Annotated in this window: 27 protein-coding genes; 5 read left to right on the top strand and 22 right to left on the bottom strand. The window is 63.0% G+C overall.

Annotated features, from left to right (window positions below; translation table 11 throughout):
- Position 1: 1 nt before the first annotated feature.
- The 16 genes from queE to CAG33_RS00840 all read right to left on the bottom strand — a co-directional run bounded on the left by queE (position 2) and on the right by CAG33_RS00840 (position 12,929).
- On the bottom strand, positions 2 to 649 hold the full coding sequence (gene queE / locus CAG33_RS00915) for a 7-carboxy-7-deazaguanine synthase QueE (RefSeq protein WP_085580478.1): 648 nt from the start codon (positions 647 to 649) through the stop codon (positions 2 to 4).
- A 181-nt stretch (positions 650 to 830) separates the two neighbouring features.
- Positions 831 to 1,664, bottom strand: coding sequence for a tol-pal system protein YbgF (gene ybgF / locus CAG33_RS00910; protein WP_085580476.1), 834 nt, complete (start codon positions 1,662 to 1,664; stop codon positions 831 to 833).
- 6 nt (positions 1,665 to 1,670) lie between these two features.
- A complete protein-coding gene (gene pal / locus CAG33_RS00905) occupies positions 1,671 to 2,168 on the bottom strand; it encodes a peptidoglycan-associated lipoprotein Pal (RefSeq protein ID WP_003178634.1) in 498 nt (165 codons plus the stop codon).
- Positions 2,169 to 2,220: 52 nt separating this feature from the next.
- Positions 2,221 to 3,480, bottom strand: a complete 1,260-nt coding sequence (tolB, locus tag CAG33_RS00900; protein ID WP_225927298.1) for a Tol-Pal system beta propeller repeat protein TolB — start codon at positions 3,478 to 3,480, stop codon at positions 2,221 to 2,223.
- A 38-nt stretch (positions 3,481 to 3,518) separates the two neighbouring features.
- Positions 3,519 to 4,598 (bottom strand): cell envelope integrity protein TolA, encoded by a 1,080-nt coding sequence (tolA, locus tag CAG33_RS00895; RefSeq protein ID WP_085580472.1) that lies wholly within the window; start codon positions 4,596 to 4,598, stop codon positions 3,519 to 3,521.
- Entirely contained in the window at positions 4,598 to 5,050 is a 453-nt protein-coding gene (gene tolR / locus CAG33_RS00890) for a protein TolR (RefSeq protein ID WP_170929939.1), read from the bottom strand. The genes tolA and tolR overlap by 1 nt, the downstream gene beginning before the upstream one ends.
- A gap of 23 nt (positions 5,051 to 5,073) precedes the next feature.
- Entirely contained in the window at positions 5,074 to 5,769 is a 696-nt protein-coding gene (gene tolQ, locus CAG33_RS00885) for a protein TolQ (RefSeq protein WP_085580467.1), read from the bottom strand.
- The gene (gene ybgC / locus CAG33_RS00880; RefSeq protein ID WP_085580465.1) at positions 5,759 to 6,226 is read right to left on the bottom strand and encodes a tol-pal system-associated acyl-CoA thioesterase; all 468 of its coding nucleotides are present in this window, start codon (positions 6,224 to 6,226) and stop codon (positions 5,759 to 5,761) included. The genes tolQ and ybgC overlap by 11 nt, the downstream gene beginning before the upstream one ends.
- A 127-nt stretch (positions 6,227 to 6,353) precedes the next feature.
- On the bottom strand, positions 6,354 to 7,415 hold the full coding sequence (gene ruvB / locus CAG33_RS00875) for a Holliday junction branch migration DNA helicase RuvB (RefSeq protein ID WP_085580463.1): 1,062 nt from the start codon (positions 7,413 to 7,415) through the stop codon (positions 6,354 to 6,356).
- Complete coding sequence (ruvA, locus tag CAG33_RS00870; RefSeq protein ID WP_085580461.1) at positions 7,416 to 8,024, bottom strand: Holliday junction branch migration protein RuvA; 609 nt, start codon at positions 8,022 to 8,024, stop codon at positions 7,416 to 7,418. It lies immediately after the preceding gene.
- Between the two features lie 114 nt (positions 8,025 to 8,138).
- Positions 8,139 to 8,663, bottom strand: a complete 525-nt coding sequence (ruvC, locus tag CAG33_RS00865; protein ID WP_085580459.1) for a crossover junction endodeoxyribonuclease RuvC — start codon at positions 8,661 to 8,663, stop codon at positions 8,139 to 8,141.
- A gap of 158 nt (positions 8,664 to 8,821) precedes the next feature.
- Entirely contained in the window at positions 8,822 to 9,568 is a 747-nt protein-coding gene (locus CAG33_RS00860) for a YebC/PmpR family DNA-binding transcriptional regulator (protein ID WP_085580457.1), read from the bottom strand.
- Between the two features lie 136 nt (positions 9,569 to 9,704).
- Positions 9,705 to 11,480 carry an aspartate--tRNA ligase gene (aspS, locus tag CAG33_RS00855; RefSeq protein ID WP_085580455.1) on the bottom strand — a complete coding sequence of 592 codons (1,776 nt, stop codon included), beginning with the start codon at positions 11,478 to 11,480 and terminating at the stop codon, positions 9,705 to 9,707.
- A gap of 109 nt (positions 11,481 to 11,589) precedes the next feature.
- Positions 11,590 to 11,811: an FmdB family zinc ribbon protein gene (locus CAG33_RS00850; protein WP_085580453.1), complete on the bottom strand. Its 222-nt coding sequence runs from the start codon at positions 11,809 to 11,811 to the stop codon at positions 11,590 to 11,592.
- A 119-nt stretch (positions 11,812 to 11,930) separates the two neighbouring features.
- Positions 11,931 to 12,275, bottom strand: a complete 345-nt coding sequence (locus CAG33_RS00845) for a ribbon-helix-helix domain-containing protein (protein ID WP_085580451.1) — start codon at positions 12,273 to 12,275, stop codon at positions 11,931 to 11,933.
- Positions 12,276 to 12,458: 183 nt separating this feature from the next.
- A complete protein-coding gene (locus tag CAG33_RS00840) occupies positions 12,459 to 12,929 on the bottom strand; it encodes a Dps family protein (RefSeq protein WP_085580448.1) in 471 nt (156 codons plus the stop codon).
- Between the two features lie 309 nt (positions 12,930 to 13,238).
- Between CAG33_RS00840 and CAG33_RS28890 the strand changes: the two genes are divergently transcribed.
- A complete protein-coding gene (locus tag CAG33_RS28890) occupies positions 13,239 to 13,841 on the top strand; it encodes a cold-shock protein (RefSeq protein ID WP_085629532.1) in 603 nt (200 codons plus the stop codon).
- 77 nt (positions 13,842 to 13,918) lie between these two features.
- Here CAG33_RS28890 and CAG33_RS00830 read toward each other — a convergent pair whose 3' ends face one another.
- Both CAG33_RS00830 and CAG33_RS00825 read right to left on the bottom strand, forming a co-directional pair.
- A complete protein-coding gene (locus CAG33_RS00830) occupies positions 13,919 to 14,125 on the bottom strand; it encodes a SlyX family protein (RefSeq protein WP_085580444.1) in 207 nt (68 codons plus the stop codon).
- A gap of 3 nt (positions 14,126 to 14,128) precedes the next feature.
- Positions 14,129 to 14,554 carry an HIT domain-containing protein gene (locus tag CAG33_RS00825; RefSeq protein ID WP_085580442.1) on the bottom strand — a complete coding sequence of 142 codons (426 nt, stop codon included), beginning with the start codon at positions 14,552 to 14,554 and terminating at the stop codon, positions 14,129 to 14,131.
- Positions 14,555 to 15,432: 878 nt separating this feature from the next.
- Here CAG33_RS00825 and CAG33_RS00820 point away from each other — a divergent pair.
- Positions 15,433 to 16,761 (top strand): OprD family porin, encoded by a 1,329-nt coding sequence (locus CAG33_RS00820; protein WP_085629531.1) that lies wholly within the window; start codon positions 15,433 to 15,435, stop codon positions 16,759 to 16,761.
- Positions 16,762 to 16,899: 138 nt separating this feature from the next.
- On the opposite strand, the gene CAG33_RS00815 is transcribed toward CAG33_RS00820, so the two are convergent.
- Entirely contained in the window at positions 16,900 to 17,742 is an 843-nt protein-coding gene (locus tag CAG33_RS00815) for a mechanosensitive ion channel family protein (protein WP_085580438.1), read from the bottom strand.
- Between the two features lie 137 nt (positions 17,743 to 17,879).
- Positions 17,880 to 18,365 carry a YajQ family cyclic di-GMP-binding protein gene (locus CAG33_RS00810; RefSeq protein ID WP_085580436.1) on the bottom strand — a complete coding sequence of 162 codons (486 nt, stop codon included), beginning with the start codon at positions 18,363 to 18,365 and terminating at the stop codon, positions 17,880 to 17,882.
- A gap of 140 nt (positions 18,366 to 18,505) precedes the next feature.
- Here CAG33_RS00810 and CAG33_RS00805 point away from each other — a divergent pair, with 140 nt between their 5' ends.
- From CAG33_RS00805 to CAG33_RS00795, 3 genes are read left to right on the top strand one after another with little or no spacing between them, the layout of a single operon-like run.
- On the top strand, positions 18,506 to 19,423 hold the full coding sequence (locus CAG33_RS00805; RefSeq protein WP_085636608.1) for a putative 2-dehydropantoate 2-reductase: 918 nt from the start codon (positions 18,506 to 18,508) through the stop codon (positions 19,421 to 19,423).
- Between the two features lie 45 nt (positions 19,424 to 19,468).
- Positions 19,469 to 21,505 (top strand): ATP-binding protein, encoded by a 2,037-nt coding sequence (locus CAG33_RS00800; RefSeq protein WP_085636606.1) that lies wholly within the window; start codon positions 19,469 to 19,471, stop codon positions 21,503 to 21,505.
- A gap of 3 nt (positions 21,506 to 21,508) precedes the next feature.
- Positions 21,509 to 22,093, top strand: a complete 585-nt coding sequence (locus CAG33_RS00795; RefSeq protein ID WP_085580430.1) for a cob(I)yrinic acid a,c-diamide adenosyltransferase — start codon at positions 21,509 to 21,511, stop codon at positions 22,091 to 22,093.
- Between the two features lie 120 nt (positions 22,094 to 22,213).
- On the opposite strand, the gene CAG33_RS00790 is transcribed toward CAG33_RS00795, so the two are convergent.
- Together CAG33_RS00790 and CAG33_RS00785 are read right to left on the bottom strand one after the other, a co-directional pair.
- The gene (locus CAG33_RS00790; protein ID WP_085580428.1) at positions 22,214 to 23,158 is read right to left on the bottom strand and encodes a Nudix family hydrolase; all 945 of its coding nucleotides are present in this window, start codon (positions 23,156 to 23,158) and stop codon (positions 22,214 to 22,216) included.
- Positions 23,155 to 23,787, bottom strand: coding sequence for a glutathione S-transferase (locus CAG33_RS00785; RefSeq protein ID WP_085580426.1), 633 nt, complete (start codon positions 23,785 to 23,787; stop codon positions 23,155 to 23,157). Before CAG33_RS00785 ends, CAG33_RS00790 begins: the two co-directional genes overlap by 4 nt.
- Between the last annotated feature and the right edge of the window lie 100 nt (positions 23,788 to 23,887).

Here is a 23,887-nt window from a genome sequence, read left to right as displayed (position 1 = left end):
CTCAGCGCCCCGGCTCGTCGTTCCAAAGATATTTGTGCAACTGCAACTGCAGGCGTACCGGCAGGTTGTCCGCCACGATCCAGTCCGCTAGGTCCCGTGCATTCAGGTCATGGTGGCTGGGGGAAAACAGCACTTCGCCGGCACGGCGGTCGAGGCCGTACTGGATCAGCTTGGAGACCGCCCAGTCGTAGTCCTCCCGCGAACAGATGACGAATTTCACCTGGTCGTTGGACGTCAGCAGTTCGATGTTTTCGTAGCGGTTGCGGTGGGCCTCTTTCGAGCCCGGCGTCTTCAGGTCCAGCACACGGCTGACCCGCGGATCGACGGCCGAAATGTCGAGGGCGCCGCTGGTTTCCAGCGAGACCTCGTAACCGGCGTCACACAATCGCTTGAGCAAAGGAATGGCATTGGGCTGCGCCAGGGGCTCGCCGCCCGTCACGCAGACATAGCGTGGACGGAAGCCGGCCACCTGCTCGGCGATGTCGTCGAGGGTGCGCAGGGTGCCGCCGCTGAAGGCGTAGGCGCTGTCGCAGTACTGGCAACGCAGAGGGCATCCGGTCAGGCGCACGAAAACCGTGGGCAGCCCGGCAGTCCGCGTTTCCCCCTGCAACGAGTAGAAAACTTCGGTGATTCTCAATGTGTCTTGCATAGTCGCCACGGGCGTAACAGCTAAACAGGCTGTCCGCCTCCGTCAGGCACTTCAGGCCACCCCGCCAACGCGCAGATCGCCAAAAGCGTGTTTCATGAAAAAAGGGCGTGAATTCTAACGAAAAAACCCGCGACAGGCGCGGGTTTCTTCTGAACGGGTAACGCTTTCCCAGGCAGCAGCCTTACATGCGCTGCAGATCGCGTTGGGCCAGCTGAGCGGCGGACGTGCCCGGGTATTGGGCAACCACCTGCTGCAGAATGCCTTTGACCTTGTCGGTGTGACCCAGTCGGCGTTCCACGTCAGCCAGCTTGTACAGCGAGTCCGGCACCTTGGCGTGCTTGGGGTACAGCTGCGAAACCTTGGCGAACGCCTGACCTGCGCCTTGCAGGTCGCCCTTCGCCAGGTTCACTTCACCCAGCCAGTACTGGGCGTTGCCCGCGTATTGGCTGTTCGGGTACTTGCGCAGGAACGCGGCGAAGGCCTGGCTGGCCTTGTCGAAGTCCTTGGCCTTGATCAGGTCGAAAGCGGCATCGTAATACAGCTTTTCCTTGGCCGGATCACCGGGTTCGCTGCTGGCCGCAGGCGCCTGGGCAGCAGCCCCGGCACCCGCAGCAGCACCGGCGGCAGCACTTGCATCGCCGCCGGCGGAAGAATTCTCAGGAGTCGCGGCAGGTGCAACGCCGGATCCTATGCGCCGATCAAGATCCTGGTATCGCTCCAGGGATTCCTGCTTCATGCGCGCAACCTGATTCTGCAGTTCTTCGATCACGCCTTGCTGGCGCGAAATCTGATCCTGCATCTGTTGCAGTTGGTTGAACAGCATGCCTTGTGCCGAGGCAGGGGCCGTAGCCGCTCCCCCGGCATAGGCGCCGTTCGTACCGTAACCCGCAGGCGGATAACTGCTCCCGCTACTGTTGTAACCGGAGTTGTCATCGACCACAGGAACCGCAGCCCACGCCGCAAGCGGCGCGAGGCTGAGAGCCAGGACAGTTACAGCACGACGGCACGTTCGCATATCGAATTACTTACGCAGTTCGACGCGACGGTTTTGAGCCCAGGACTGCTCGTCGTTGCCGGTGGCAACTGGACGCTCTTCGCCGTAGGAAACCAGTTCCAGCTGAGCTGGGGAAACACCTTGCAGTACCAGGTAGCGCTGAACGGCTTTCGCACGACGCTCGCCCAGTGCCATGTTGTACTCACGAGTACCACGTTCGTCGGTGTTGCCTTCCAGAACAACGCGAGCGCCGTTTGCTTTCAGGTCTTTGGCGTGAACGTCCAGAGCGCGCATGGCTTCTGGCTTCAGGTCCGAGCTGTCGTATTCGAAGTAGAAGGTGGTGATTGCGCGCAGAGCAGCTTCTTCGCTCAGGGAACCGTCAACGGCGCCGGTGTTTGCACCGTAGCCAGCGTTTGGATCGACAGCGCCTTCACCGGCGTTGTCGCCGCCCTTGGACGAGCAACCTACAGCTACGGCCATGGCCAGAGCCAGCGCAGCAAATTTACCAAACTTCAGCATTTCCATCGTGAAACTCCTAATGAACCCCAGTGTGTTAAGTAAAACGTAAAGCGCCGCGTCAGTTCAGGTAAGGGGACCAGGACGGTTCTCTGACTTCGCCTTGAGCGGTAGGAAGCGGGAGCCTCACGCGTCCGTTAATGGACACGAGCATCAAGACTCCCCGGCCCTGCTGGCGGGTGGCGTAGATTACCATGGTGCCGTTGGGCGCAACAGTAGGCGACTCGTCCAGAGTGCTATCAGTGAGGATTTTTACGCTTCCGCGCTGAAGATCCTGGGCCGCCACTTTGAAATTGGTGAAACCGTCCTGACGATGGATCATCACCAGGGTCTTTTCGTCGGCCGACAGTTTCGGGTTGGCGTTGTAGTTGCCCACGAACGTCACGCGCTCGGCACCGCCGCCACCGGCGCTGGTCTTGTAGATCTGCGGCTTGCCGCCACGGTCGGAGGTGAAGTAGATGGTCGAGCCATCCTTGCCCCAGTACGGCTCGGTGTTGATGCCGGGACCTGCGGTGACGCGGGTGATCTGGCGCGAACCGAGGTTCATCACGTAGATGTCCGGGTTGCCGTCCTTGGACAGCACGAACGCCAGGCGATTGCCGTCAGGCGACCAGGCCGGCGCGCCGTTCAGGCCTTCGAAGTTGGTGATCTGCTCGCGGCGGCCGGTGTCGATGTTCTGCACGAAGATCCGCGGACGCTTCTGCTCGAACGACACGTAGGCGATGCGCTTGCCGTCCGGGGCGAAACGCGGCGACAGGATCGGCTCACGCGATTGCAGAAGGGTCACGGCGCGGGCACCGTCGTAGTCCGAACGCTGCAGGGTGTAGCGGGTGTTCTTCTCGGAGAAGCGTTCGGCCGTCACGTACAGCAGACGGGTCGAGAACGCGCCCTTGATGCCGGTGAGCTTCTCGAACGACTGGTCGGAGATGTAGTGCGCCATGTCGCGCAGCTGCTCGGTGGTGCCGGAAACGCTGCCGTCGGCCACTTTCTGCTCGGTGGCGACGTTGAACAGCGCCCATTGCACCTGCAGGCGACCGCCCGCCGGAACGATGCTGCCGACCATCATGTACTGGGCGCCCACCGCCTTCCAGTCACGGAAGATGATTTCGCTCGGCTGGCTCGGCTGGCTGATCATGTTTTGCTTCGGAATCGGCGAGTAGTAGCCCGAGTTGCGCAAATCGTTACCAATGATTTCAGCCATGTCGTCCGGCAGGACGGCACCGCCCTGGAAACCGAACGGCACGACGGCGATCGGGGTCGCCCGATCGCTGCCGCTGGTGACCAGAATGTTCTTTTCATCCGCCATCGCGATCCCTGCCATGCAGCAGACCGCGATCAGCAATCCTCGAAGAAGGTTTCTCACAAGGCTAGATCCTCAGGTGTGAATGTCATCTTGAAGGAACGATACGGAGCGAAATCGCTCGCCTTCATTCCCTGCATTTCCGTCAATCGTCCAATGTTCTTGACCGCCGCCACCGCCGAAGCGTCGAACGGACCGTCGCCGCTGGACTTGGCCACGCTGACCGTGGTCACGGTGCCGTCCGGCAACATGCCGATCTGCAGCACAACCGTCATGCCTTTGCGTGCCGAAGGCGGACGGGCCCAGCCTTCCGCTGCCCGCGCACGAATCAGGTCATCGAAACTGCCCGCGACTTCGTCGCCCTGCTCATCGGCCAAGGCCTGCTGGCGCTGCGGCGTGTCGGAAAGCAGATCTGCCAAGGCCTGGGCCTTCTTGTCTTCGGCAGACTTGCGCGCGGCGTCCTGCGCTTTCTTCTTCGCAGCGTCGGCGGCAGCTTTCTTCTTCGCTTCTTCGGCGACTTTCTTCTTCGCCTCTTCAGCTTCAGCTTTCTTCTTGGCGTCTTCGGCGGCTTTCTTCTTCGCGTCTTCGACGATCTTCTTCTTGGCTTCTTCAGCGGCCGCTTTCTTGGCCTCTTCTTCAGCAGCCTTCTTGGCTTCTTCTTCAGCTTTCTTCTTGGCTATATCAGCCAATTGTTTCTCTTCTGCCTTCTTGGCTTCGGCGGCTTTCTTCGCGTCGTCGGCCTTCTTGGCTTCGTCAGCCTTCTTCGCCTCTTCCGCTTTCTTCGCCTCGTCGGCCTTCTTGGCTTCCTCGGCCTTTTGAGCCGCTTCTTCTTTCTTTTGTTCCGCGGCCTTCACCGCTTCCTGCTCGACCTTCTTCTGCTCCATCTGCTCGACTTCGGTCTGGCGCGCGGCGGATTTCTTCGCCTCACCCGCAATCTTCTGATTGGTCTGGGTGGTCGCCTGACTTTTCGATTTCAGCTGGTACAAGGTCGCCTGGACGATCGGCTTGGCCGGCGGCAGCTCAGGCGTCAGGGCAAAACTGACGAACAGCATGCCGAACACCAGCACGTGCAAGCCGATTGCCCAGACGCTGGGCCAGAAGTAGCTTTCCGAGGCTGACGGCTCTCGCTGTGCCTGCATCAGGGGGCCTCGGTGATCAAGCCAACGTTACCGACCCCGGCTTTCTGCAGCCCGCCCATGGCGCCCATGACGGCGCCGTAGTCCACGGACTTGTCGCCGCGGATGAAGACCTGGGTGTGCTTGCCGCCTTCGTTGCCGGCACGGATGATCTTGGTCACCGCATCCGTCATCTGCGGCAGGGTCATGGCGCGGTCCTGCTGCTTCTCGGTATCCACTTCGCTGCCCAGGTTCCAGTAGTAGGTCTTGTCGGCCTTGATGGAAATGGTCAGCACCTGGGTGTTGTTGTCCTGCGGCAAGGCATCGCTGGATACCTTCGGCAGATCCACCTTCACGCCCTGATTGAGCATCGGCGCAGTCACCATGAAGATGACCAGCAGCACCAGCATCACGTCGATGTAAGGCACCACGTTCATCTCGGCGACCGGCTTGCGCTTGTGTCGGGCTCGAGTGATTAAAGCCATTGGGATTTACCTGCTCAGTCTTCGCTGGTGTGCACTTTGCGGTGCAGGATCGCCTGGAACTCATCGGCGAAGGTGTAGTAGCGGCCCAGCAAGGTTTCGCTGCGGGCGGAGAAGCGGTTGTAGGCGATGACCGCCGGGATCGCGGCGAACAGGCCGATCGCGGTGGCGACCAGGGCCTCGGCGATGCCGGGTGCCACGGTGGCGAGGGTCGCCTGCTGGGCGCTGGCCAGGCCGCGGAAGGAGTTCATGATCCCCCAGACCGTACCGAACAGACCGATGTACGGGCTGACGGAACCGACGGTGGCGAGGAACGGCAGGCTCTGCTCCAGTTTCTCTTCTTCGCGGGAGATCGCCACACGCATGGCACGGGCCACGCCTTCCATCACCGCCTCAGGGTCGACGCCCGGCTGCTGGCGCAGGCGGGAGAATTCCTTGAAGCCGGCACGGAAGATCTGCTCCACGCCCGAGTCCGGATCCGGGTTGCTGCCGGCCTGGCGGTACAGCTTGGACAGGTCGATGCCCGACCAGAAGCGCTCCTCGAAGGTCTCCAGGGCGCGTCGACCGGCGCGCAGCAGGTTGCTGCGCTGAAAGATCATGATCCATGAGGTCACCGATGCGGCCACCAGGGTCAACATTACCAACTGCACCACGATGCTGGCATTGCTGACCAGGCTCCACATGGAGGAATGGTCGACGACGTTAGCTTCCACGCTTTATCTCCTGCTTTGAGTGTGTACCCGTGCCGACCGCGTCGGCGAAGGCCGCACGCAGGTCATCGGGAAGGGCCCGGGGTTTCAAACTGTTAGTGCGCACACAGGCCACCAGAAACTGCCCCTCGCAGAGCAGCGCATTATCCGTCGCCCGCCTGACTTGCTGTCTGAAGCGCAGGCTGGCGCGGTTCAATTCGATTACATCAGCGCTTACCAGAAGCTCGTCGTCCAGTCGCGCCGGCGCGTGGTAGCGCGCTTCGCTGGAATGCACGACGAACAACAGGTCCTCCCCGGCCAGCGCCGACTGGGCGAAGCCCAGCGTCCGGAGCCGCTCGGTTCGAGCCCGTTCCATAAACTTGAGGTAATTAACGTAATACACGATGCCGCCGGCATCGGTGTCCTCGTAATAAACGCGACAACGATGTGCGAACGGCTCAAGCCCGTTTTGCGCGCGCATACTCTAGTGCTTACTCCTCGGGTTGCCAATCGGGGCAGGCAACTGTTTTTCGTTGAACGGTGGCTTCACCGCAAAAGTACCGTCCTCGGACAGCGCAAATGCGGAATAAATCGCCACACGATGTGTATCAATCGTCCAGGGCATCGAGAAACTCGTCTGCCACGGGGGTTTCGCCCATCCGCGACGGAATATTCAGGCCGAAGTGCAGGTACGCATGCCGGGTCACCACCCTGCCCCGCGGCGTGCGCATGATGTAGCCCTGCTGGATCAGGTAAGGCTCCAGCACGTCCTCGATGGTGTGACGTTCCTCGCTGATGGCCGCCGCCAGGCTGTCGATCCCCACCGGCCCGCCGTCGAACTTCTCGATCATGGTCAGCAGCAGCCGCCGATCCTGGTGGTCGAAGCCATGCTCGTCGACATCCAGCAGGTTCAGCGCCAGATCGGCGACGGCCTTGGTGATGTGCCCCTTGGCCCGCACTTCGGCGAAGTCCCGCACCCGGCGCAGCAGCCGGTTGGCGATCCGCGGCGTGCCGCGGGCGCGGCGGGCCACTTCGAACGCCCCGTCCGAATCCAGCGGCAAGCCCAGGATGCCGGCCGAACGGCTGACGATGGTCGCCAGGTCCGCCGTGCTGTAGAACTCCAGGCGCTGGACGATCCCGAAACGGTCGCGCAACGGGTTGGTCAGCATGCCCGCCCGCGTGGTGGCGCCCACCAGGGTGAACGGCGGCAGGTCGAGCTTGATCGAACGCGCCGCCGGCCCTTCGCCGATCATGATGTCGAGCTGGAAGTCTTCCATGGCTGGATACAGCACTTCCTCGACGATCGGCGACAGACGATGGATTTCGTCGATGAACAGCACATCGTGCGGCTCAAGGTTGGTCAACAGGGCCGCCAGGTCCCCCGGCCGTTCGAGCACAGGCCCGGAGGTGCTCTTGATCGACACGCCCATTTCCTGGGCGATGATGTTGGCCAGGGTGGTCTTGCCCAATCCCGGCGGGCCGAAGATCAACGTGTGGTCCAGGGACTCGCTGCGCCCGCGCGCGGCCTGGATGAACAGCTCCATTTGCTCGCGCACGGTCGGCTGGCCGATGTAGTCGGCCAGACTGACGGGGCGAATCGCCCGATCCTGGACTTCTTCGCGCTCACGCGGACTGTGCGTGGCGGCGATCAGACGATCAGCTTCAATCACTTAAATCATTCCCTTCAGGGCGCGTCGGATCATGTCTTCACTGCTCAAGCCTTTCTCCTTGATCGCGGAAATCGCCTTGCTCGCCTCCTGCGGCTTGTAGCCCAGGGAGATCAGCGCGCTGACCGCGTCGTTCTCGGCGTGGTTGACCGGCGCCGGGCCGTCCGGCTGGTTCGGCACCAGCGCAAACATCGCCGGCACGGTCTCCCAGGCCTTGAAGCGGTCCTTGAGCTCGACCAGCAGACGCTCGGCGGTCTTCTTGCCCACGCCCGGCACCTTGGTCAGGGCCGAGGTGTCCTGGGACTGCACGCAGCGGATCAGCTCGTCCACCTCCAGGCTCGACATCAGGGCCAGGGCCAGTTTCGGGCCGACACCATTGAGACGGATCAGCTCGCGGAAAAAGTCTCGCTCACGCTTGCCGGCAAAGCCATAGAGTAACTGCGCGTCCTCGCGAACGACCAAATGGGTGTGCAAGGTCAGCGGTTCACCGACCGACGGCAGGCGATAGAGGGTGGTCATGGGCACTTCCAGCTCATACCCGAGGCCGTTTACATCCAGAATCAGGTGCGGCGGCTGCTTTTCAGCCAGGGTGCCGCGCAAGCGTCCAATCACGTTTCAGATCCTTGAGCGTTGGCCAGCCCATGGCTGGCGGGGGCCGGAACCGGGGAGGCGGGCCGACGGCCCGGGCGCTCGGCCCCCATTCCGGAAAATTGACTGCTGATGCTATCAGAGACGCAGGCGCCCGCCACGACTGCGTGCCGCCCCCAACCCGTGGGGCAGCAGGCTGGCACGGGTGTGCGCATGGCAAATGGCGATGGCCAGGGCGTCCGAGGCGTCGATCTGCGGTTTGCTGGTGAGCTTGAGCATGTGCATGACCATCATCTGCACCTGCTCCTTGTTCGCCGCACCGGTGCCGACCACCGCCTGCTTGACCTGGGTCGCCGTGTACTCGGCGATCTCCAGGCTTTCCTCGGCGCCGGCCACGATCGCCGCGCCCCGGGCCTGGCCCAGCTTCAGCGCCGAGTCGGCGTTGCGCGCCATGAACACCTTTTCGATGCCCATGGTCACGGGGCCGTAGGTCTGGATGATCTCCCGCACACCGCGGTAAACGATCTGCAGCCGTTCGTGCAGCTCGCCGCCGCCGGTGCGGATGCAGCCGGAGGCCACGTACACGCAGCCGCGTCCGGTGTCGCGGACCACGCCGTAACCGGTGATGCGCGAGCCGGGGTCGATTCCAAGGATTAAAGTCATAACGCCTGCGGGTTCGAAAAATCCACGAAATTCAAGATAACGCATTACGAATGCGGGAGCCGGCTTGCCGGCGATGACGTTGTGTCAGGCGACATCAATGCTTGATGCGCCGACGCCATCGCTGGCAAGCCAGCTCCCACAGGGCTCAATGCAGGACTTCAGTTGAGTTGGGCGGCCACATCTTCCGGGATGTCGGCGTTGGAGTAGACGTTCTGCACGTCGTCCAGGTCCTCGAGCATGTCGATCAGCTTGAGCACCTTCTCCGCGCCTTCCAGATCCAGCTCGGCGCTGGTGGTCGGCTGCATGACGATTTCCGCGTCGTCGCCCTTGAAGCCGGCGGCCTCCAGCGCGTTCTTCACGGCATAGAACCCGGAGAACGAGGTGAACACCTCGATGGAACCGTCCTCATGGGCGACGACGTCATCGGCGTCGGCTTCCAGCGCCGCTTCCGTCAGGGCATCTTCGTCGACGCCCGGCGCGAAGCTGATCTGGCCCTTGCGCTCGAACAGGTACGCCACCGAACCGTCGGTGCCGAGGTTGCCGCCGCACTTGCTGAACGCATGGCGCACGGCCGCTGCGGTGCGGTTGCGGTTGTCGGTCATGCACTCGACCATCACCGCCACGCCGCCCGGGCCGTAGCCTTCGTAGGTCAGCTCTTCGACATTGTCGGCCTCGGTGGCGCCTGCGCCGCGGGCGACAGCGCGATCGATGATGTCGCGACTCATGTTCGCGCCCAGGGCCTTGTCCAGGGCCAGGCGCAGACGCGGGTTGGAGCCCGGGTCGCCGCCGCCCTGCTTGGCCGCCACGGTCAGCTCACGGATCCACTTGGTGAAGATCTTGCCTCGTTTGGCATCCTGGCGTTCTTTGCGGTGCTTGATGTTCGCCCACTTGGAATGACCTGCCATATCTCGCTCCGAATTCTCTTTGACACATTGCCCGCCCCGCGAAGCCGCGCCGGCCGGCAAACAAAAATTTCGACCTGTTTTCCAGTCCTTGCAGAATGAAAAAAGGCGCATCCGAAGATGCGCCTTCAGGCCCGTCTTACTCAGCCTTTGGCGTTTCGCGCAAACGGATGTGCAGTTCGCGCAGCGCCTTGGCGTCCACCAGACCCGGCGCCTGCGTCATGACGCACGCCGCGCTCTGGGTTTTCGGGAAGGCGATCACTTCGCGGATCGACTGGGCGCCGGTCATCAGCATCACCAGACGGTCCAGGCCGAAGGCCAGGCCACCGTGCGGCGGCGCACCGTACTTCAGCGCGTCGAGCAGGAAGCCGAACTTCTCTTCCTGTTCCGCTTCGTTGATGCCCAGCAGGCGGAACACCGCCTGTTGCATTTCCTTGCGGTGGATACGGATCGAACCGCCGCCCAGCTCGGTGCCGTTCAGGACCATGTCGTAGGCGCGGGACAGCGCGGTGGCCGGGTTGGCCTCCAGCTCCTCCGGCGTGCACTTCGGCGCGGTGAACGGGTGGTGCAGCGCGGTGAAGCTGCCGTCGTCGTTCTCTTCGAACATCGGGAAGTCGACGACCCACATCGGCGCCCACTCGCAGGTCAGCAGGTTCAGGTCGTGGCCCAGCTTGATGCGCAGCGCGCCCAGGGCTTCGCTGACGATCTTGGCCTTGTCGGCACCGAAGAACACGATGTCGCCGTCGACCGCGCCGACGCGATCGAGGATCACGTTCAGATTGGCTTCAGGAATGTTCTTGACGATCGGCGACTGCAGGCCATCGACACCGGCGGCGCGCTCGTTGACCTTGATGTACGCCAGGCCCTTGGCGCCGTAGATGCCGACGAACTTGGTGTAGTCGTCGATCTGCTTGCGCGGCATGCTCGCCCCGCCAGGGACGCGCAGCGCGGCGATACGGCATTTCGGATCGTTGGCCGGGCCGCTGAACACCTTGAACTCCACGTCCTTGAGCTGATCGGCAACGTCCACCAGTTCCAGCGGAATACGCAGGTCAGGCTTGTCGGAACCGTAGCGGCGCATGGCCTCTTCGAAGGTCATGTGCGGGAACTCGCCGAACTCCAGACCCAGCACTTCCTTGAACAGGGCGCGGATCATGCCTTCGGTCAGGCCCATGATGTCCTTTTCATCGAGGAAGCTGGTCTCGATGTCGATCTGGGTGAATTCCGGCTGACGGTCGGCGCGCAGGTCTTCGTCGCGGAAGCACTTGGCGATCTGGTAGTAGCGGTCGAAGCCGGCCACCATCAGCAGTTGCTTGAACAGCTGAGGCGATTGCGGCAGCGCGAAGAACGAACCGGCGTGGGTACGGCTCGGCACCAGGTAGTCACGGGCGCCTTCCGGCGTCGCGCGGGTCAGGATCGGCGTCTCGACGTCCAGGAAGCCGTTCTCGTCCAGGTAGCGGCGGATGCTGGTGGTCATGCGCGAACGCAGACGCAGCTTCTCGGCCATTTCCGGGCGGCGCAGGTCGATGAAGCGGTAACGCAGGCGGGTCTCTTCGCCGACGTCGGAGTATTCGTTGAGCGGGAACGGCGGGGTTTCCGCCTCATTCAGCACTTCCAGCTCGTAGCCCAGCACTTCGATCATGCCCGAAGCCATGTTCGCGTTGCCGGCGCCGGCCGGACGCAGGCGCACCTTGCCGGTGATCTTGACCACGTATTCGCTGCGCACGCGGTCGGCGGCGGCGAAGGTCTCGGCGCGGTCCGGGTCGAAGACCACCTGGGCCAGGCCCTCACGATCACGGATATCGAGGAAGATCACCCCGCCGTGGTCGCGGCGACGGTGAACCCATCCGCAAAGGGTAACTTCCTGGCCTTCCAGGCTTTCGTTCAGTTGGCCGCAATAATGGCTGCGCATCATGGTAGTGGTTTCGCTTCTCGTAATTCGAAATTCGGTGGAGATCCTGCCGCACCCAAGCGGTGTGCCGACGCCGGAACTCGCGCGTGTCGTTCGACCCAGGCCCTAAACCCTAGTCAGATTTGTCGCCACCGGCCAGATTCTTCTTCGCGCCGGTCTTGAAATCGGTTTCGTACCAACCGCTGCCACTCAGGCGGAAACCGGGCATGGACAGCAGCTTCTTGAGTGCCGGCGCCTGACAGGCCGGGCAATCGACCAGCGGTGCGTCACTGATCTTCTGAATGGCTTCCAACTGATGACCACAGGAAGCACATTGGTAATCGTACATCGGCATGGCGGGGTGTCTCGGCGAACAGGTTGCCGCCGCATGCAGGGCCGTGCGGCGAAAGGGCGGGATTATAGCCATTAAATTCGCCCTGTGCAGCCGTAGACTGCACAGGGCGGATCAGCCTCTCAACACGGGGGCGATGCCGCGCCCGTCGGGGCCTTGAGCCCGCGCATCACGCACACCACCCGCACCAGCGCGCTGAAGTTCTTCACGCCGCCGTGCCGCAGATGCACTTCCCGGTCCACATGGGAGAGCAGCGCATTGACCGAACATGCGTTGTCCTGCGCCATGCCGCCGAGAATGTTCCAGTAGACCTGCTCCAGCCTCAGGCACGTCGCGAATCCGTTCAGACGCACGGACCGGGACAACGGCCTGATCAATGCCATGTCGAGGCCGTCGTCAAACGGGTCGACCTTCAGTTTCCCCTGCGCGGCGACCGTCCTGTCGCTCCGCCTGTCTCCATCTGCCATATCGTTGACACTCCTTTGCCATCTCTACGTTTTGCCAGGGACAATCTCTGCCCCCTCATAGAAACGCAGCCGCAAAGTTATATCCAGATGACTATTTGACCGTCGCCGTAGGATAAGCCAACGGAAAAAGTCAGAAACAGCAGACCGGCGCGAACGCCCGGCGCAAGCGTCCGCGCCGCCCGGTCAGGCCTCGAGCAGTGCGCGGAGCATCCACGCGGTCTTCTCATGCACCTGCATGCGCTGAGTCAGCAGGTCCGCGGTAGGCTCGTCGCTGACCTTGTCCAGCAGCGGGAAAATGCCGCGGGCGGTGCGGGTCACGGCCTCTTGCCCGGCAACCAGTTGCCGGATCATGTCTTCGGCGCTCGGCACGCCTTCCTCTTCCTTGATCGAGGACAGCCTGGCGTAGGTCGAATAGGCCCCCGGCGCCGGGAAGCCCAGGGCGCGGATGCGCTCCGCGATCAGATCGACGGCCAGGGCCAGTTCGTTGTACTGCTCCTCGAACATCAGGTGCAGCGTGCGGAACATGGGGCCGGTGACGTTCCAATGGAAGTTGTGGGTCTTCAGATACAGCACGTAGGTATCCGACAGCAGCCGGGACAACCCGTCGACGATGGATTTGCGGTCTGCTTCACTGATACCGATATCGATGGCCATGCTTACCCCCTAACGGCGATTGAGTTCATCCAGCAGGTGCAGACCCACTCTAGCAAGCCCGGCGATGCCCCGCAGCCCTGCATCCCGGCGCAGGCTGCGGCAAAACGTCCGGCCGCCCGCCATTGGCCGGGCCGGTTTGAGAACCCGCAATCTTTGCTGTTAAATAGGCAGTGTGTCGCTACGCCCCGTTTTCCGGGCGTTGCGCATAGGCTGATGCCGTGCGCGTGTCCAACGCCTCTTTATCGTTTCGAAGCGAACCGTGCGCCTTCAGCTCTTCCTTGTGAGCCGTCATAACGTGAGTCAATAAAAATGTTGAAAATCGTCCACCTGCTAATGGGCGCAGCAGCCTTGCTGCTGTCCTTCATACCCAGCCTGAGGTCCGAAGCCGTACCTTACCTGCAACAGCCCGATGCCCTGTACCTGGCCCTTTTCGGCCTGCTGAACCTGGTGCTGGCGCCTGTGATCCCGCAATGGAACAAGGGCCCTCGCCAACACCTGCAAAACCTGGCCAGCGCCTTGCTGCTGCTGACCGTGGTCTTGCAGACCCTGACGCTGATCGCGCCGATGCCGGTCATCGCCGGCCAGCCGGCCGTGCTGTTCAGCCTGGCCATCGCCCTGGTCGCCGTGGCGCTGCACTTGGCCGTCGGCTTCCACAAGTCCTCGCCGGCCGCCGCAGCGCCGAGCTACGACATGAGCAACCGCGATACCGGCACGGTGAAGTGGTTCAACACCTCCAAGGGCTTCGGCTTCATCTCCCGGGATTCCGGCGACGATATCTTCGTGCACTTCCGGGCCATCCGCGGTGAAGGCCACCGCGTCCTGGTCGAAGGCCAGCGCGTGGAGTTCTCGGTGATGAACCGCGACAAAGGCCTGCAAGCCGAGGACGTGATCGCAGCCCTGCCCCGCCGCTGATCCGAAGCCTCAAAAAAACCGCGGACAGCCAAGGCTGCCCGCGGTTTTTTATTGCCCGCCGAAAAGCACGGCGACACTCAGTAGTGGGGCGGCGGCGCATCCTCTTCGAAGGAGCCGATCTGGCCGACCAGCTCTTCCTGACGCTTGAGCAGCGCGGCCATCTGCAACTGCAGGCGCTCCACCACCCGCTGCTGCTCCACCAGCACATCGTTCAGCGCCTGGATGGTGTCGTCCTGAAACGCCAGACGGCTTTCCAGATCGGTAACCCGTTGTTCAAGGCTCATGGCTCAGGCCTCCAGAAACGTGAATTCATCGCCCAGCACCAGGCGCAGCCGCTCGCGGATGGCCGTCACCTGAGCCGCCTCATAGGGCTTGGCCGGGTGCTTGCCCCAGACCGGCGCCGGCCAGGCGGCGTCGTCACGCTTGCGCACGATCACGTGCATGTGCAGTTGGCTGACGACATTGCCCAGCGTCGCGACATTGAGCTTGTCGGCATCGAACGAGTCCTTGAGCACCTCGGCCAGGGCGGTGGTTTCCTGCCAAAGCCGTTGCTGGTCGGCGACATCCAACTGAAACAACTCGCTGATATCTTCGCGGCGTGGCACCAGGATGAACCACGGATAGTTGGAGTCGTTGGACAGCAGCAAGCGGCAGAGCGGGAAGTCGCCGATCGTCAGGGTGTCCTGTTGAAGTCGTGAATCTAAAGCAAACACTGCGCGCACTCCCGGCTGATCACATTATTCAGCTTAGCGGCCCGTCCCGGGGGCGGCGCGCCAAGCGACCGGACGGCAGCATACCTGCGAATGCCCGATCCTTCACGGCGAACGACACGGCATCCGGTGACGGCTGCGCTGCCCCGAGATGCGGCATTTGCGCTTTCCTTGCACCAGCAAGCGACGCGCAAGGCAACCGGACGGCGGGAGAATGCAGCCGCGTTCAGGGCTGAACGGCATGAATCCGGTACGGCCCCAAAATTTTTTGCACCAAAACCGCACAGTGGGTCTACGCTCATTGCTTCGGGCATCCGCCGAATACTCACTGGCGGGGTGAACCGGTAACGTTTTTGGTTGTCGCGGGCCGAAACGGCCGTGGCAACACCATAGGAGGAATGGCGTCAAGCCCGCTGAAACACGCGCTTGAACGCCCGTATTTACAAGGTTTTCACAGCGGCAGGCGGGCGTTTTGAAAAATATCCGCATCAGAAATGCGGTTTGTGCACGCTTGTTGCATTCGTACTCATATGGTCTATGGGCACGCCACGGGAAGTGGTTACCCCAAGGCCAAAAAAAACAGTGGCAGGGTTGCCCGATGGAGATTCAAGCGTTTTGCCAAGGGACTCTTTTTTACCGATGCTCAAGCCCTGTAAAACAGTGCTGAAGTTGCCAGTCCCATTGCATTCGGACTGTAAATTTGCGACATCTACGAAGCCGATTGCGACAGGGTCGTAAAGAAGCTGAAAGGTTGGATGCGCAAGTATCGCCAACATGGTCGGCGTGATATAAGTTTGCGCCGACACAAAAAGAAAGAGCCGCCCAGATAATAAAACCGGTGGGACGGCAGTACTCTTCTAAAACCAAAGGAGCAAATCACGATGCGCGTGATGAAGTGGAGCATGATCGCACTGGCAGTTGCTGCAGCAGCCAGTACTCAGCTGGCTACGGCCGCACCTTTTGTAAGTGACCAGTCTGAAGCCAAAGGCTTTGTTGAAGACGCCAAGTTCGACCTGTTGCTTCGCAACTACTACTACAACCGCAACAAGAAAGACGGTGCGGTGGACGACAAGGACTGGACCCAGGGCTTCCAGGCTCACTTCAGCTCCGGCTACACCCAAGGCACCGTGGGCGTGGGCGTTGAAGGCTGGGGTCAACTGGCGATCAAACTGGACGGCTCCGACAAGTACTCCGGTTCGGGCAACCTGAGCACCAACGCCCAGGGCGAGAACAACGACAGCCAAGGCAAGGCCGGCGCCGCCGTCAAGTTCCGCGTATCCAAGACCGAGCTGAAGATCGGCGACATGCAGCCAAGCACCGCTCCGGTGTTCGCTGTAGGCGGCTCCCGCATCCTTCACCAAACCGCCAGCGGTATCCAACTGCAGAGCAGCGAAGTCAAAGACCTGGATCTGGAAGCCGGTCACTTCTACTCCGCCACCAGCCAGGACCGCAACGCCCGTGACGGCGACCTGTGGGCCAACTACGCTGGCGTACGCGCCAAGAGCATCGACTACTTCGGCGGCAAGTACGGCATCACCGACAACCTGAGCGCATCGCTCTACGGCGCCAAGCTGGAAGACATCTGGAACCAGTACTACGCCAACGTGAACCTCACCACGCCGTTCGGTGGTGACACCTCGCTGAACACCGACTTCAACATCTACCGCACCACCGACACCGGTAGCGCGAACGCCGGCGAAATCAGCAACACCGCCTGGTCCCTGGCAACCGCCCTGTCCTTCCTGAAAGCCCACACCTTCACCATCGGCTTCCAGAAAGTGAACGGCGACACCCCGTTCGACTACATCGGCGTAGGCAAGAACAACCGCGGCGGCGACTCGATCTTCCTCGCCAACTCCATCCAGTACTCTGACTTCAACGGCCCAGGCGAGAAATCCGTTCAGGCTCGTTATGACCTGAAAATGGCCGAGTACGGCGTTCCAGGCCTGAGCTTCATGGCCCGTTACGTCAAAGGTTGGGACATCGACGGCACCAACACCCCAGCCGGCAGCGCCTACACCGGTCTGTACGGCGAAGACGGCAAACACCACGAAACCAACGTGGAAGCCAAGTACGTCGTTCAATCCGGCCCTGCCAAAGACCTGTCCTTCCGTATCCGTCAAGCTTGGCACCGTGCTAACACTGACCAAGGCGAAGGTGATATCGACGAGTTCCGCCTGATCGTCGACTACCCACTGTCGATCTTGTAATCGCAGCGGGTTAGTTCGCTACACAAAAAAAGGCCCATCTTGCGATGGGCCTTTTTATATGCGGCGTTATTACATCTGCTCGATCGTCTTCAAGTTCGACCATTGACTGAAGAGTCAACCGAAGAACTGTCAATTCAATCACTGCACTGCCGATTCCTGAACCACACGAATCACCCGTTGCGGAAACGGAATATCAATGCCGGCGGTCTTTAAACGGTCGCGGGACAGTTCATTAAACATGAACATCACATCCCAATAGTCTGCGGTCTTGACCCAGACGCGCAGGGAAACAGTGATCGAACTGTCGCCCAGAGTCGAAATAACCGCTTGCGGCGCAGGATCCTGCAACACGCGCTCATCCTTGGCCAACTCCAACAGCACCTGACGGGCCTTTTGCAGATCGGCTTCGTAGTCGACGCCGACATCGAACACGACCTTGCGGGTCGGCTGACGGTTGGTGTTGGTGATGATGCCGTTCGACAGGTTGCCGTTGGGCACGATGATGGTCTTGTTGTCGCCGGTGCGCAGCACGGTGTGGAAAATCTGGATGCTGTCGACGGTGCCGGCCACGCCTTGGGCCTCGATCCAGTCACCGATGCGGAACGGACGGAACAGCAGGATCAGCACGCCGCCGGCGAAGTTCGCCAGGCTGCCCTGCAACGCCAGGCCGATGGCCAGGCCGGCCGCACCGATGGCCGCGACGAACGATGTGGTTTCGACGCCGATCATCGACGCCACGCTGACGATCAGCAGCACCTTGAGAATGATGTTCGCCAGGCTGCTGATGAAACCTTGCAGCGCCAGGTCGGCATTGCGCAGGGCCAGCAGGCCGCCGAGCTTCTGGGTCACCTTGTTGATCAGCCACCAACCGATGGCCAGGGTCACGACCGCCAGCAAGACGCGGCTGCCGTACTCCATGATCATCGGGATCCACGCCTGAGACACCTTGACGAGGTTGTCCACCTCAGCATTCAAATCCATGTTCTATCTCCTGAATTTTCCGGCTACCCGGGCTATAAAAACCAGCGGCAGAAAGACCGGGCCGAAGGGGCCGGATCGTTTCTGCCGCTGCTTGGGCCTCGGACGCCTTAAACGCCGAGAGGTTCCACAATGATGGCTCAGTCGCGGAAGTTGTTGAACTGCAGCGGCATGCCGAATTCCTTGGCGCGCAGCGCCGCGATGGCTTCCTGCAGGTCATCGCGCTTCTTGCCGGTGACGCGCACCTGCTCGCCCTGGATGGCGGCCTGCACCTTGAGCTTGGCGTCCTTGATGTGCGCGACGATCTTCTTCGCCAGCTCTTTGTCGATGCCTTCCTTGAGCACGGCTTCCTGTTTCATCACCTTGCCCGATGCGAAAGCGTCCTTGACCTCAAGGCACTGCACATCGATCTTGCGCTTGACCAGGGCCAGCTTGAGGATCTCGATCATCGCTTCCAGCTGGAACTCGGCTTCAGCGGTCAGGTTGACGGTCAGGTCTTTGTCCTTGAACTCGAAGCTGCCCTTGCCTTTGAGGTCATAGCGACGATCGAGCTCCTTCACGGCGTTCTCGACCGCGTTGGTGACTTCGTGTTTGTCCAGCTCGGATACCACGTCGAACGACGGCATGTAATCTCTCCAATGAAAAGGCGCGCCCGTACAGGACGCGGCGCGCTTGGCTTGCGGTTAAAATCGGGCTCATTATAACGGGTCTTTTCCCCACCACACGGCGAGCCTTGCATGCCTTTACCCCAGCGAGCGAAAAACTGATGTCCACCCCTTGGCATGTGCTCGGCGCCGGCAGCCTCGGCACCTTGTGGGCCACGCGGCTGGCCCGGGCCGGACGGCCGGTGCGGCTGATCCTGCGTGACGCGGCGCGCCTGCGCGACTACGAAGCGACCGGCGGGCTGACCCTGGTGGAACACGGCGAGCCGGGCACCTGGGCCGTGCCGGCGCAGACGCCGGATCACCCTGAGCCCATCCGGCGGCTGCTGGTGGCCTGCAAGGCCTATGACGCCGAAAGCGCCGTCGCCCGCCTCGCCCCGCGCCTGGCGCCGGATGCCGAGCTGATCCTGCTGCAGAACGGCCTCGGCAGCCAGGAAGCGGTCGCCGCCCGGGTGCCGCACGCACGGTGCATTTTCGCTTCCAGCACAGAAGGCGCCTTCCGCGACGGCGACTGGCGCGTGGTGTTCGCCGGCCATGGCTACACCTGGCTCGGCGACGCCGCGCATCCGGTGGCGCCCATTTGGCTGGACGACCTGAGCGCCGCGAAGATCCCCCACGAGTGGAGCACCGACATCCTCACCCGCCTGTGGCGCAAATTGGCGCTCAATTGCGCGATCAATCCCCTGACGGTGCTGCACGACTGCCGCAACGGCGGCTTGCAGCAGCATGCCTGCGAAGTCGCCACCCTGTGCGCCGAGCTGACCGACCTGCTGGAGCGCTGCGGCCAACCGGCGGCGGCCGACAACCTGCAACAAGAGGTCGAACGGGTGATCCAGGCCACGGCCGCCAACTTCTCCTCGATGCACCAGGACGTGGCGAACCGGCGCCGCACCGAGATCAGCTACCTGCTGGGCCACGCCTGCAAAGCCGCCGAGCGGCACCGGGTGAACCTGCCTCACCTGCATCAGTTGCAGCAGCGCCTGATCACCCATCTGCAACGCCTCGGATTGCCCGGCGATTGAGCAGCGGCTACGCTGGCCACTTGTTCCTTTGCTGCGATAAACCCGATGCCATTGCGCCAGCGCCTCGAAAACCTGCCGGTCGGCCAGAAACTGCTGGCCGCCCTGCTGGTGCTGTTGACCACCGTCCTGCTGGTCGCCAACCTGACCTTCATCAGCGCCGCCTACTACATTTCCCAGGAAAGCATGGCGCCCCAGGCGTTGCAGACCATCGGCCGGCTGGTGTCGAACCCCGCCCTGGTGGCCGAGGCCCTGCAATCGCCGCAAAGCGCTGAGCGGCTGCTCAAGGAGCTCGACAGCTATTCGCCGCTGCGCGCCGCCGCCCTGTATGACGGCAAGGGCGAACGCATCGCCCAGGTGCAGCGCGGCGACAAGCTCAGCCTGCCCGAGCGCTACCGGCACATCGAAGCTTGGCAGTTGACCGAATTCCGCAGCAACCAACTGATCACCCTGCCCCGCCCCGGCGCGGCCCCCGGCCACCTGTTGCTGGTGGCCAGCAGCGAACTGCCGGTGGCGTTCTACACCGGCACCCTCACCGCCAGCCTGGGCATCCTGATCTTCAGCGTACTGCTGTGGCTGGTCATCGCACGGCAAATCAAACGCCTGATCACCCATCCCATCCACCAGCTCGAAGAGCTGTCGCGCCAGGTGACCCGCGAAGAGAACTACGCCCTGCGCGCCTCCCGGGGCAACCACGACGAGATCGGCAGCCTGGCCGAGGCCTTCAATACCATGCTGTCGCGCATCGAGGCCCGCGAGCAGCAGCTCAAGCGCGCCCGCGACGACTCCCAGGCCGCCTACGACCAGGCCCAGGGCCTGGCCGAGGAAACCCGCCACACCAACCGCAAGCTGGAACTGGAAGTCCAGGTGCGCAGCAAGATCGAAAAGAAGCTCACGGGTTTTCAGAACTACCTCAACAGCATCATCGACTCCATGCCCTCGGCCCTGATCGCCCTCGACGAACAGCTCTACGTCACCCAGTGGAACCAGGAGGCCAGCGCCCTTTCCGGCACGCGGCTGGACGAAGCGCTGAACCAGCCGATCTTCCTCGCGTTCGAACCGCTCAAGCCATTCCTGCCGCAGCTCAAGCAGACCGTCGAGCAGCACACCGTGGCGAAGATCGAGCGGGTGACCTGGCTCAAGGACGACGAGCCCAAGCACTACGCCCTCACCTTCTACCCGCTGATGGGCGGCGCCGGGCGCGGCGTGGTGATCCGGATCGACGACATCACCCAACGCCTGTCGCTTGAGGAAATGATGGTGCAGTCGGAGAAGATGCTCTCGGTCGGCGGCCTCGCCGCCGGCATGGCCCACGAAATCAACAACCCGCTGGGGGCGATCCTGCACAACGTGCAGAACATCCGCCGGCGGCTGTCGGCGGACCTGCCGAAGAACCTGGAGCAGGCCGAACTGCTGGGCCTGGAACTGGAGGCGGTCAACCGCTACCTGCAGAACCGCGAAGTGCCGCAACTGCTCGACGGCATCCAGCAGGCTGGCGCCCGGGCCGCGAAGATCGTCACCCACATGCTCAGCTTCAGCCGCCGCAGCACCCGGCAAATGGCCCCGTGCGACCTGCCGGCGCTGATCGACCAGGCCGTGGAGATCGCCGGCAACGATTTCGACCTGGCCATCGGCTTCGACTTCAAGGGCCAGGCGATCGTCCGCCAGTTCGATCCGGCGCTCGGCCCGGTGCCGGGCACCGCCAACGAACTGGAGCAAGTGCTGCTCAACCTGTTGAAGAACGCCGCCCAGGCCATCCACCAGCGCGAAGACGACCGCGAGCCGGGACGGATCACCCTGCGCACCCGGCTGAACCCGCCGTGGGCGGAGATCCAGGTCGAAGACAACGGCATCGGCATGAGCGAGAACGTGCGCAAACGCACCTTCGAACCGTTCTTCACCACCAAGGAAATCGGTCAGGGCACAGGGCTTGGGCTGTCGGTGTCGTACTTCATCATCACCAACAACCACAAGGGCCAGATGGAGGTGCAGTCCACGCTCGGCCAAGGCACCTGCTTCACCCTGCGCCTGCCGCTCGTGCAGCCGACCGCCAATGCACCCGAACTGAATCAGATAGCGAGGTAAACCATGGGCTTTCGCCTGTCGAAGATCTACACCCGCACCGGCGACAAGGGCGAGACGGGCCTGGGCGACGGCCGCCGCGTGCCCAAGGATCACCCACGGATCGAGGCCATCGGCGAAGTCGATTCGCTGAACAGCCAAATGGGCGTGCTGCTGGCGGGGCTGATCGCCGAGCGCGGGCAATGCCCGGGGCTCAATGAACTGATCGAGGTGCTTGCGCCCTGCCAGCACCGGCTGTTCGACCTCGGCGGCGAACTGGCGATGCCGGCGTATCAGGCGTTGGACACGGCCGAGGTGGAGCGCCTGGAGGCCGCCATCGATGTCTGGAACGAAGAGCTGGGGCCGCTGGAGAACTTCATTCTGCCCGGCGGCTCGATGCTGATCGCCCAGGCCCACGCCTGCCGCAGCCTGGCCCGCAGCGCCGAGCGACGGTGCCAGCACTTGAATGCCGTGGAACCGCTGGCCGGCGTCGGGCTGGCGTACATCAACCGGCTGTCGGACCTGCTGTTTGTGGCGGCGCGGCTGATTGCCCGTCGCCAAGGGATCGCCGAGATCCTTTGGCAGCCGGCGGCCAAGCCTTCAGGGCAGTAAAAGCCATCGCCAGCAGGCTGGCTCCCACAGTTATCTCGGTTGAATGCAGCCTCTGTGTTCACCGCAGAACCCTGGGGGAGCCAGCCTGCTGGCGATGAGGCCGGCAAGCTCACCGCAAGCTCAAGCCTGCGGCCAGAACGCCCGAATCCCCGCCACGCCCTGGGCCCCGACACCCCAGGCCTTCTCCCGCTCCGCAGGGCCGACGCCGCCCAACAGGAACACCGGCTTGCTGAAGCCCTCGATCAAAGCCTGGGCCTGTTCCCAGCCCAGCGGCTGCGCGTCCGGATGGGTCAGGGTCGGCTGCACCGGCGACAGGGTCACGAAGTCCACGCCCATCTGCTCGGCCAGCGCCAGCTCTTCGGCGTTGTGGCAGGACGCCGCCAGCCAGCGGTTGGCCGGCAACGGACGCCCCGCCGCCGCGTGCTTGCGCAACTGCGCCGCAGTGATGTGCCAACCGGCGGAGGGGAAATCCCCCAGCCATTCGAACGGCCCCTTGAGCATCAGCTGAGCCTTGCCGGCGCAAAGCCCCACCGCATCCACCGCCAGATCGCGGTATTTGGGGTCGTAGCCGTTTGGCGCGCGCAGCTGGATCAGTTTGATCCCGCCGGCGATGGCCTTCTGGATGCCCCGCAGCAAGGCCGGCGTCTCCAGGCCGTCCGGGGTGATCAGGTATTCGCCGGGCAACCGTGCCGCCGCGACGATCGGCTGGTTGGCCGCCGGGAACTCGTAGTTCGCCAGCTCCCGGGCCGTCACCCAGGCCAACGGCTGGCCTTCGGCGCCGTGGGGCTCGCCGGTGAAGGCTGCGACCTCCCAGACATCCAGCAGCACCTGCTTGTCCGGATAGTCGTGGCGCACCTTGATCAGCGGGCGCGCCTGGCCGACCACGATCCCCAGCTCTTCGCGCAGCTCACGGGCCAGCGCGGCCTCGACCGATTCGCCGTCCTCGACCTTGCCGCCGGGGAATTCCCACAACCCGCCCTGATGCTGGCTGTCCGCCCGTTTGGCGATCAGGATCTTGCCGCTGCCGTCACGGATGACGGCCGCAGCGACGTGTACACGTTTCACGACTGCAACTCCTCAAGGCCCGCCTTCTGCCAGGCCTGGAAGGCCGGCCATCGGTAGACCGTTTCAACATAGGCTTCGTCCGCCGCCGGCAGGCTCACCTGATAGGTGCGCAGGCGCACGGCGATCGGGGCGAAGAACGCGTCGGCCAGGCTGGCGCGACCGAACAGGTAGGGACCGGTTTCCGTAGCCACGGCGCGGCACTCGGCCCACAGCGCGAGCATGCGCTCGATGTCGGCCTTCACTTCCGGCGGCACCGGGTTCAGCGGCGCTTCGTGGCTCAGGTCGAACGGCATGTGGTTGCGCATGGCGAAGAAACCGCTGTGCATCTGGGCGCAGGCCGAGCGGGCCTGGGCGCGGGCAGCGACGTCGGCGGGCCAGAGCTGCGCAGCCGGGAACTGCTCGGCCACGTACTCGGCGATGGCCAGCGAGTCGGCGATGGTGCCGTGGGGGGTCTTGAGCAGCGGCACCTTGGCGGTCGGCGAGTGCTTGAGCAGACGCTCGCGGGTGTCGGGCTTGCCGAGCTTGACCCGTTCTTCGGTGTAGGCCGCACCGGCCAGCTCAAGGGCCAGGGCACCGCGCAGGGACCAGGAGGAAAGCAGTTTGTCGCCGATGATCAGGTGCAGGGACATGGTTTGGCGCCTTTTCGTCAGTGGAAAACGTCGGGACTTTCAGTGCCGGGCCGCCGTCATCGCCAGCAGGCTGGCTCCCACAGAACCTGCATGCGCAGAA

This window comes from Pseudomonas sp. B3(2017), assembly GCF_002113595.1.
GTDB lineage: Bacteria > Pseudomonadota > Gammaproteobacteria > Pseudomonadales > Pseudomonadaceae > Aquipseudomonas > Aquipseudomonas ekonensis.
This window is presented reverse-complemented; position numbering and strand designations above follow the sequence as displayed.

Coding starts and splice junctions, on each gene's coding strand:
- aspS (WP_085580455.1), bottom strand. CDS start 11,480: ATGATGCGCAGCCATTATTGCGGCCAACTGAACGAAAGCCTGGAAGGC.
- CAG33_RS00805 (WP_085636608.1), top strand. CDS start 18,506: ATGTCCACCCCTTGGCATGTGCTCGGCGCCGGCAGCCTCGGCACCTTG.
- CAG33_RS00800 (WP_085636606.1), top strand. CDS start 19,469: ATGCCATTGCGCCAGCGCCTCGAAAACCTGCCGGTCGGCCAGAAACTG.
- CAG33_RS28890 (WP_085629532.1), top strand. CDS start 13,239: ATGTTGAAAATCGTCCACCTGCTAATGGGCGCAGCAGCCTTGCTGCTG.
- CAG33_RS00840 (WP_085580448.1), bottom strand. CDS start 12,929: ATGGCCATCGATATCGGTATCAGTGAAGCAGACCGCAAATCCATCGTC.
- CAG33_RS00815 (WP_085580438.1), bottom strand. CDS start 17,742: ATGGATTTGAATGCTGAGGTGGACAACCTCGTCAAGGTGTCTCAGGCG.
- tolB (WP_225927298.1), bottom strand. CDS start 3,480: ATGGCAGGGATCGCGATGGCGGATGAAAAGAACATTCTGGTCACCAGC.
- queE (WP_085580478.1), bottom strand. CDS start 649: ATGCAAGACACATTGAGAATCACCGAAGTTTTCTACTCGTTGCAGGGG.
- CAG33_RS00845 (WP_085580451.1), bottom strand. CDS start 12,275: ATGGCAGATGGAGACAGGCGGAGCGACAGGACGGTCGCCGCGCAGGGG.
- CAG33_RS00795 (WP_085580430.1), top strand. CDS start 21,509: ATGGGCTTTCGCCTGTCGAAGATCTACACCCGCACCGGCGACAAGGGC.
- ybgC (WP_085580465.1), bottom strand. CDS start 6,226: ATGCGCGCGCAAAACGGGCTTGAGCCGTTCGCACATCGTTGTCGCGTT.
- CAG33_RS00820 (WP_085629531.1), top strand. CDS start 15,433: ATGCGCGTGATGAAGTGGAGCATGATCGCACTGGCAGTTGCTGCAGCA.
- CAG33_RS00860 (WP_085580457.1), bottom strand. CDS start 9,568: ATGGCAGGTCATTCCAAGTGGGCGAACATCAAGCACCGCAAAGAACGC.
- CAG33_RS00830 (WP_085580444.1), bottom strand. CDS start 14,125: ATGAGCCTTGAACAACGGGTTACCGATCTGGAAAGCCGTCTGGCGTTT.
- pal (WP_003178634.1), bottom strand. CDS start 2,168: ATGGAAATGCTGAAGTTTGGTAAATTTGCTGCGCTGGCTCTGGCCATG.
- ruvC (WP_085580459.1), bottom strand. CDS start 8,663: ATGACTTTAATCCTTGGAATCGACCCCGGCTCGCGCATCACCGGTTAC.
- CAG33_RS00810 (WP_085580436.1), bottom strand. CDS start 18,365: ATGCCGTCGTTCGACGTGGTATCCGAGCTGGACAAACACGAAGTCACC.
- ybgF (WP_085580476.1), bottom strand. CDS start 1,664: ATGCGAACGTGCCGTCGTGCTGTAACTGTCCTGGCTCTCAGCCTCGCG.
- CAG33_RS00785 (WP_085580426.1), bottom strand. CDS start 23,787: ATGTCCCTGCACCTGATCATCGGCGACAAACTGCTTTCCTCCTGGTCC.
- CAG33_RS00850 (WP_085580453.1), bottom strand. CDS start 11,811: ATGCCGATGTACGATTACCAATGTGCTTCCTGTGGTCATCAGTTGGAA.
- tolA (WP_085580472.1), bottom strand. CDS start 4,598: ATGCAGGCACAGCGAGAGCCGTCAGCCTCGGAAAGCTACTTCTGGCCC.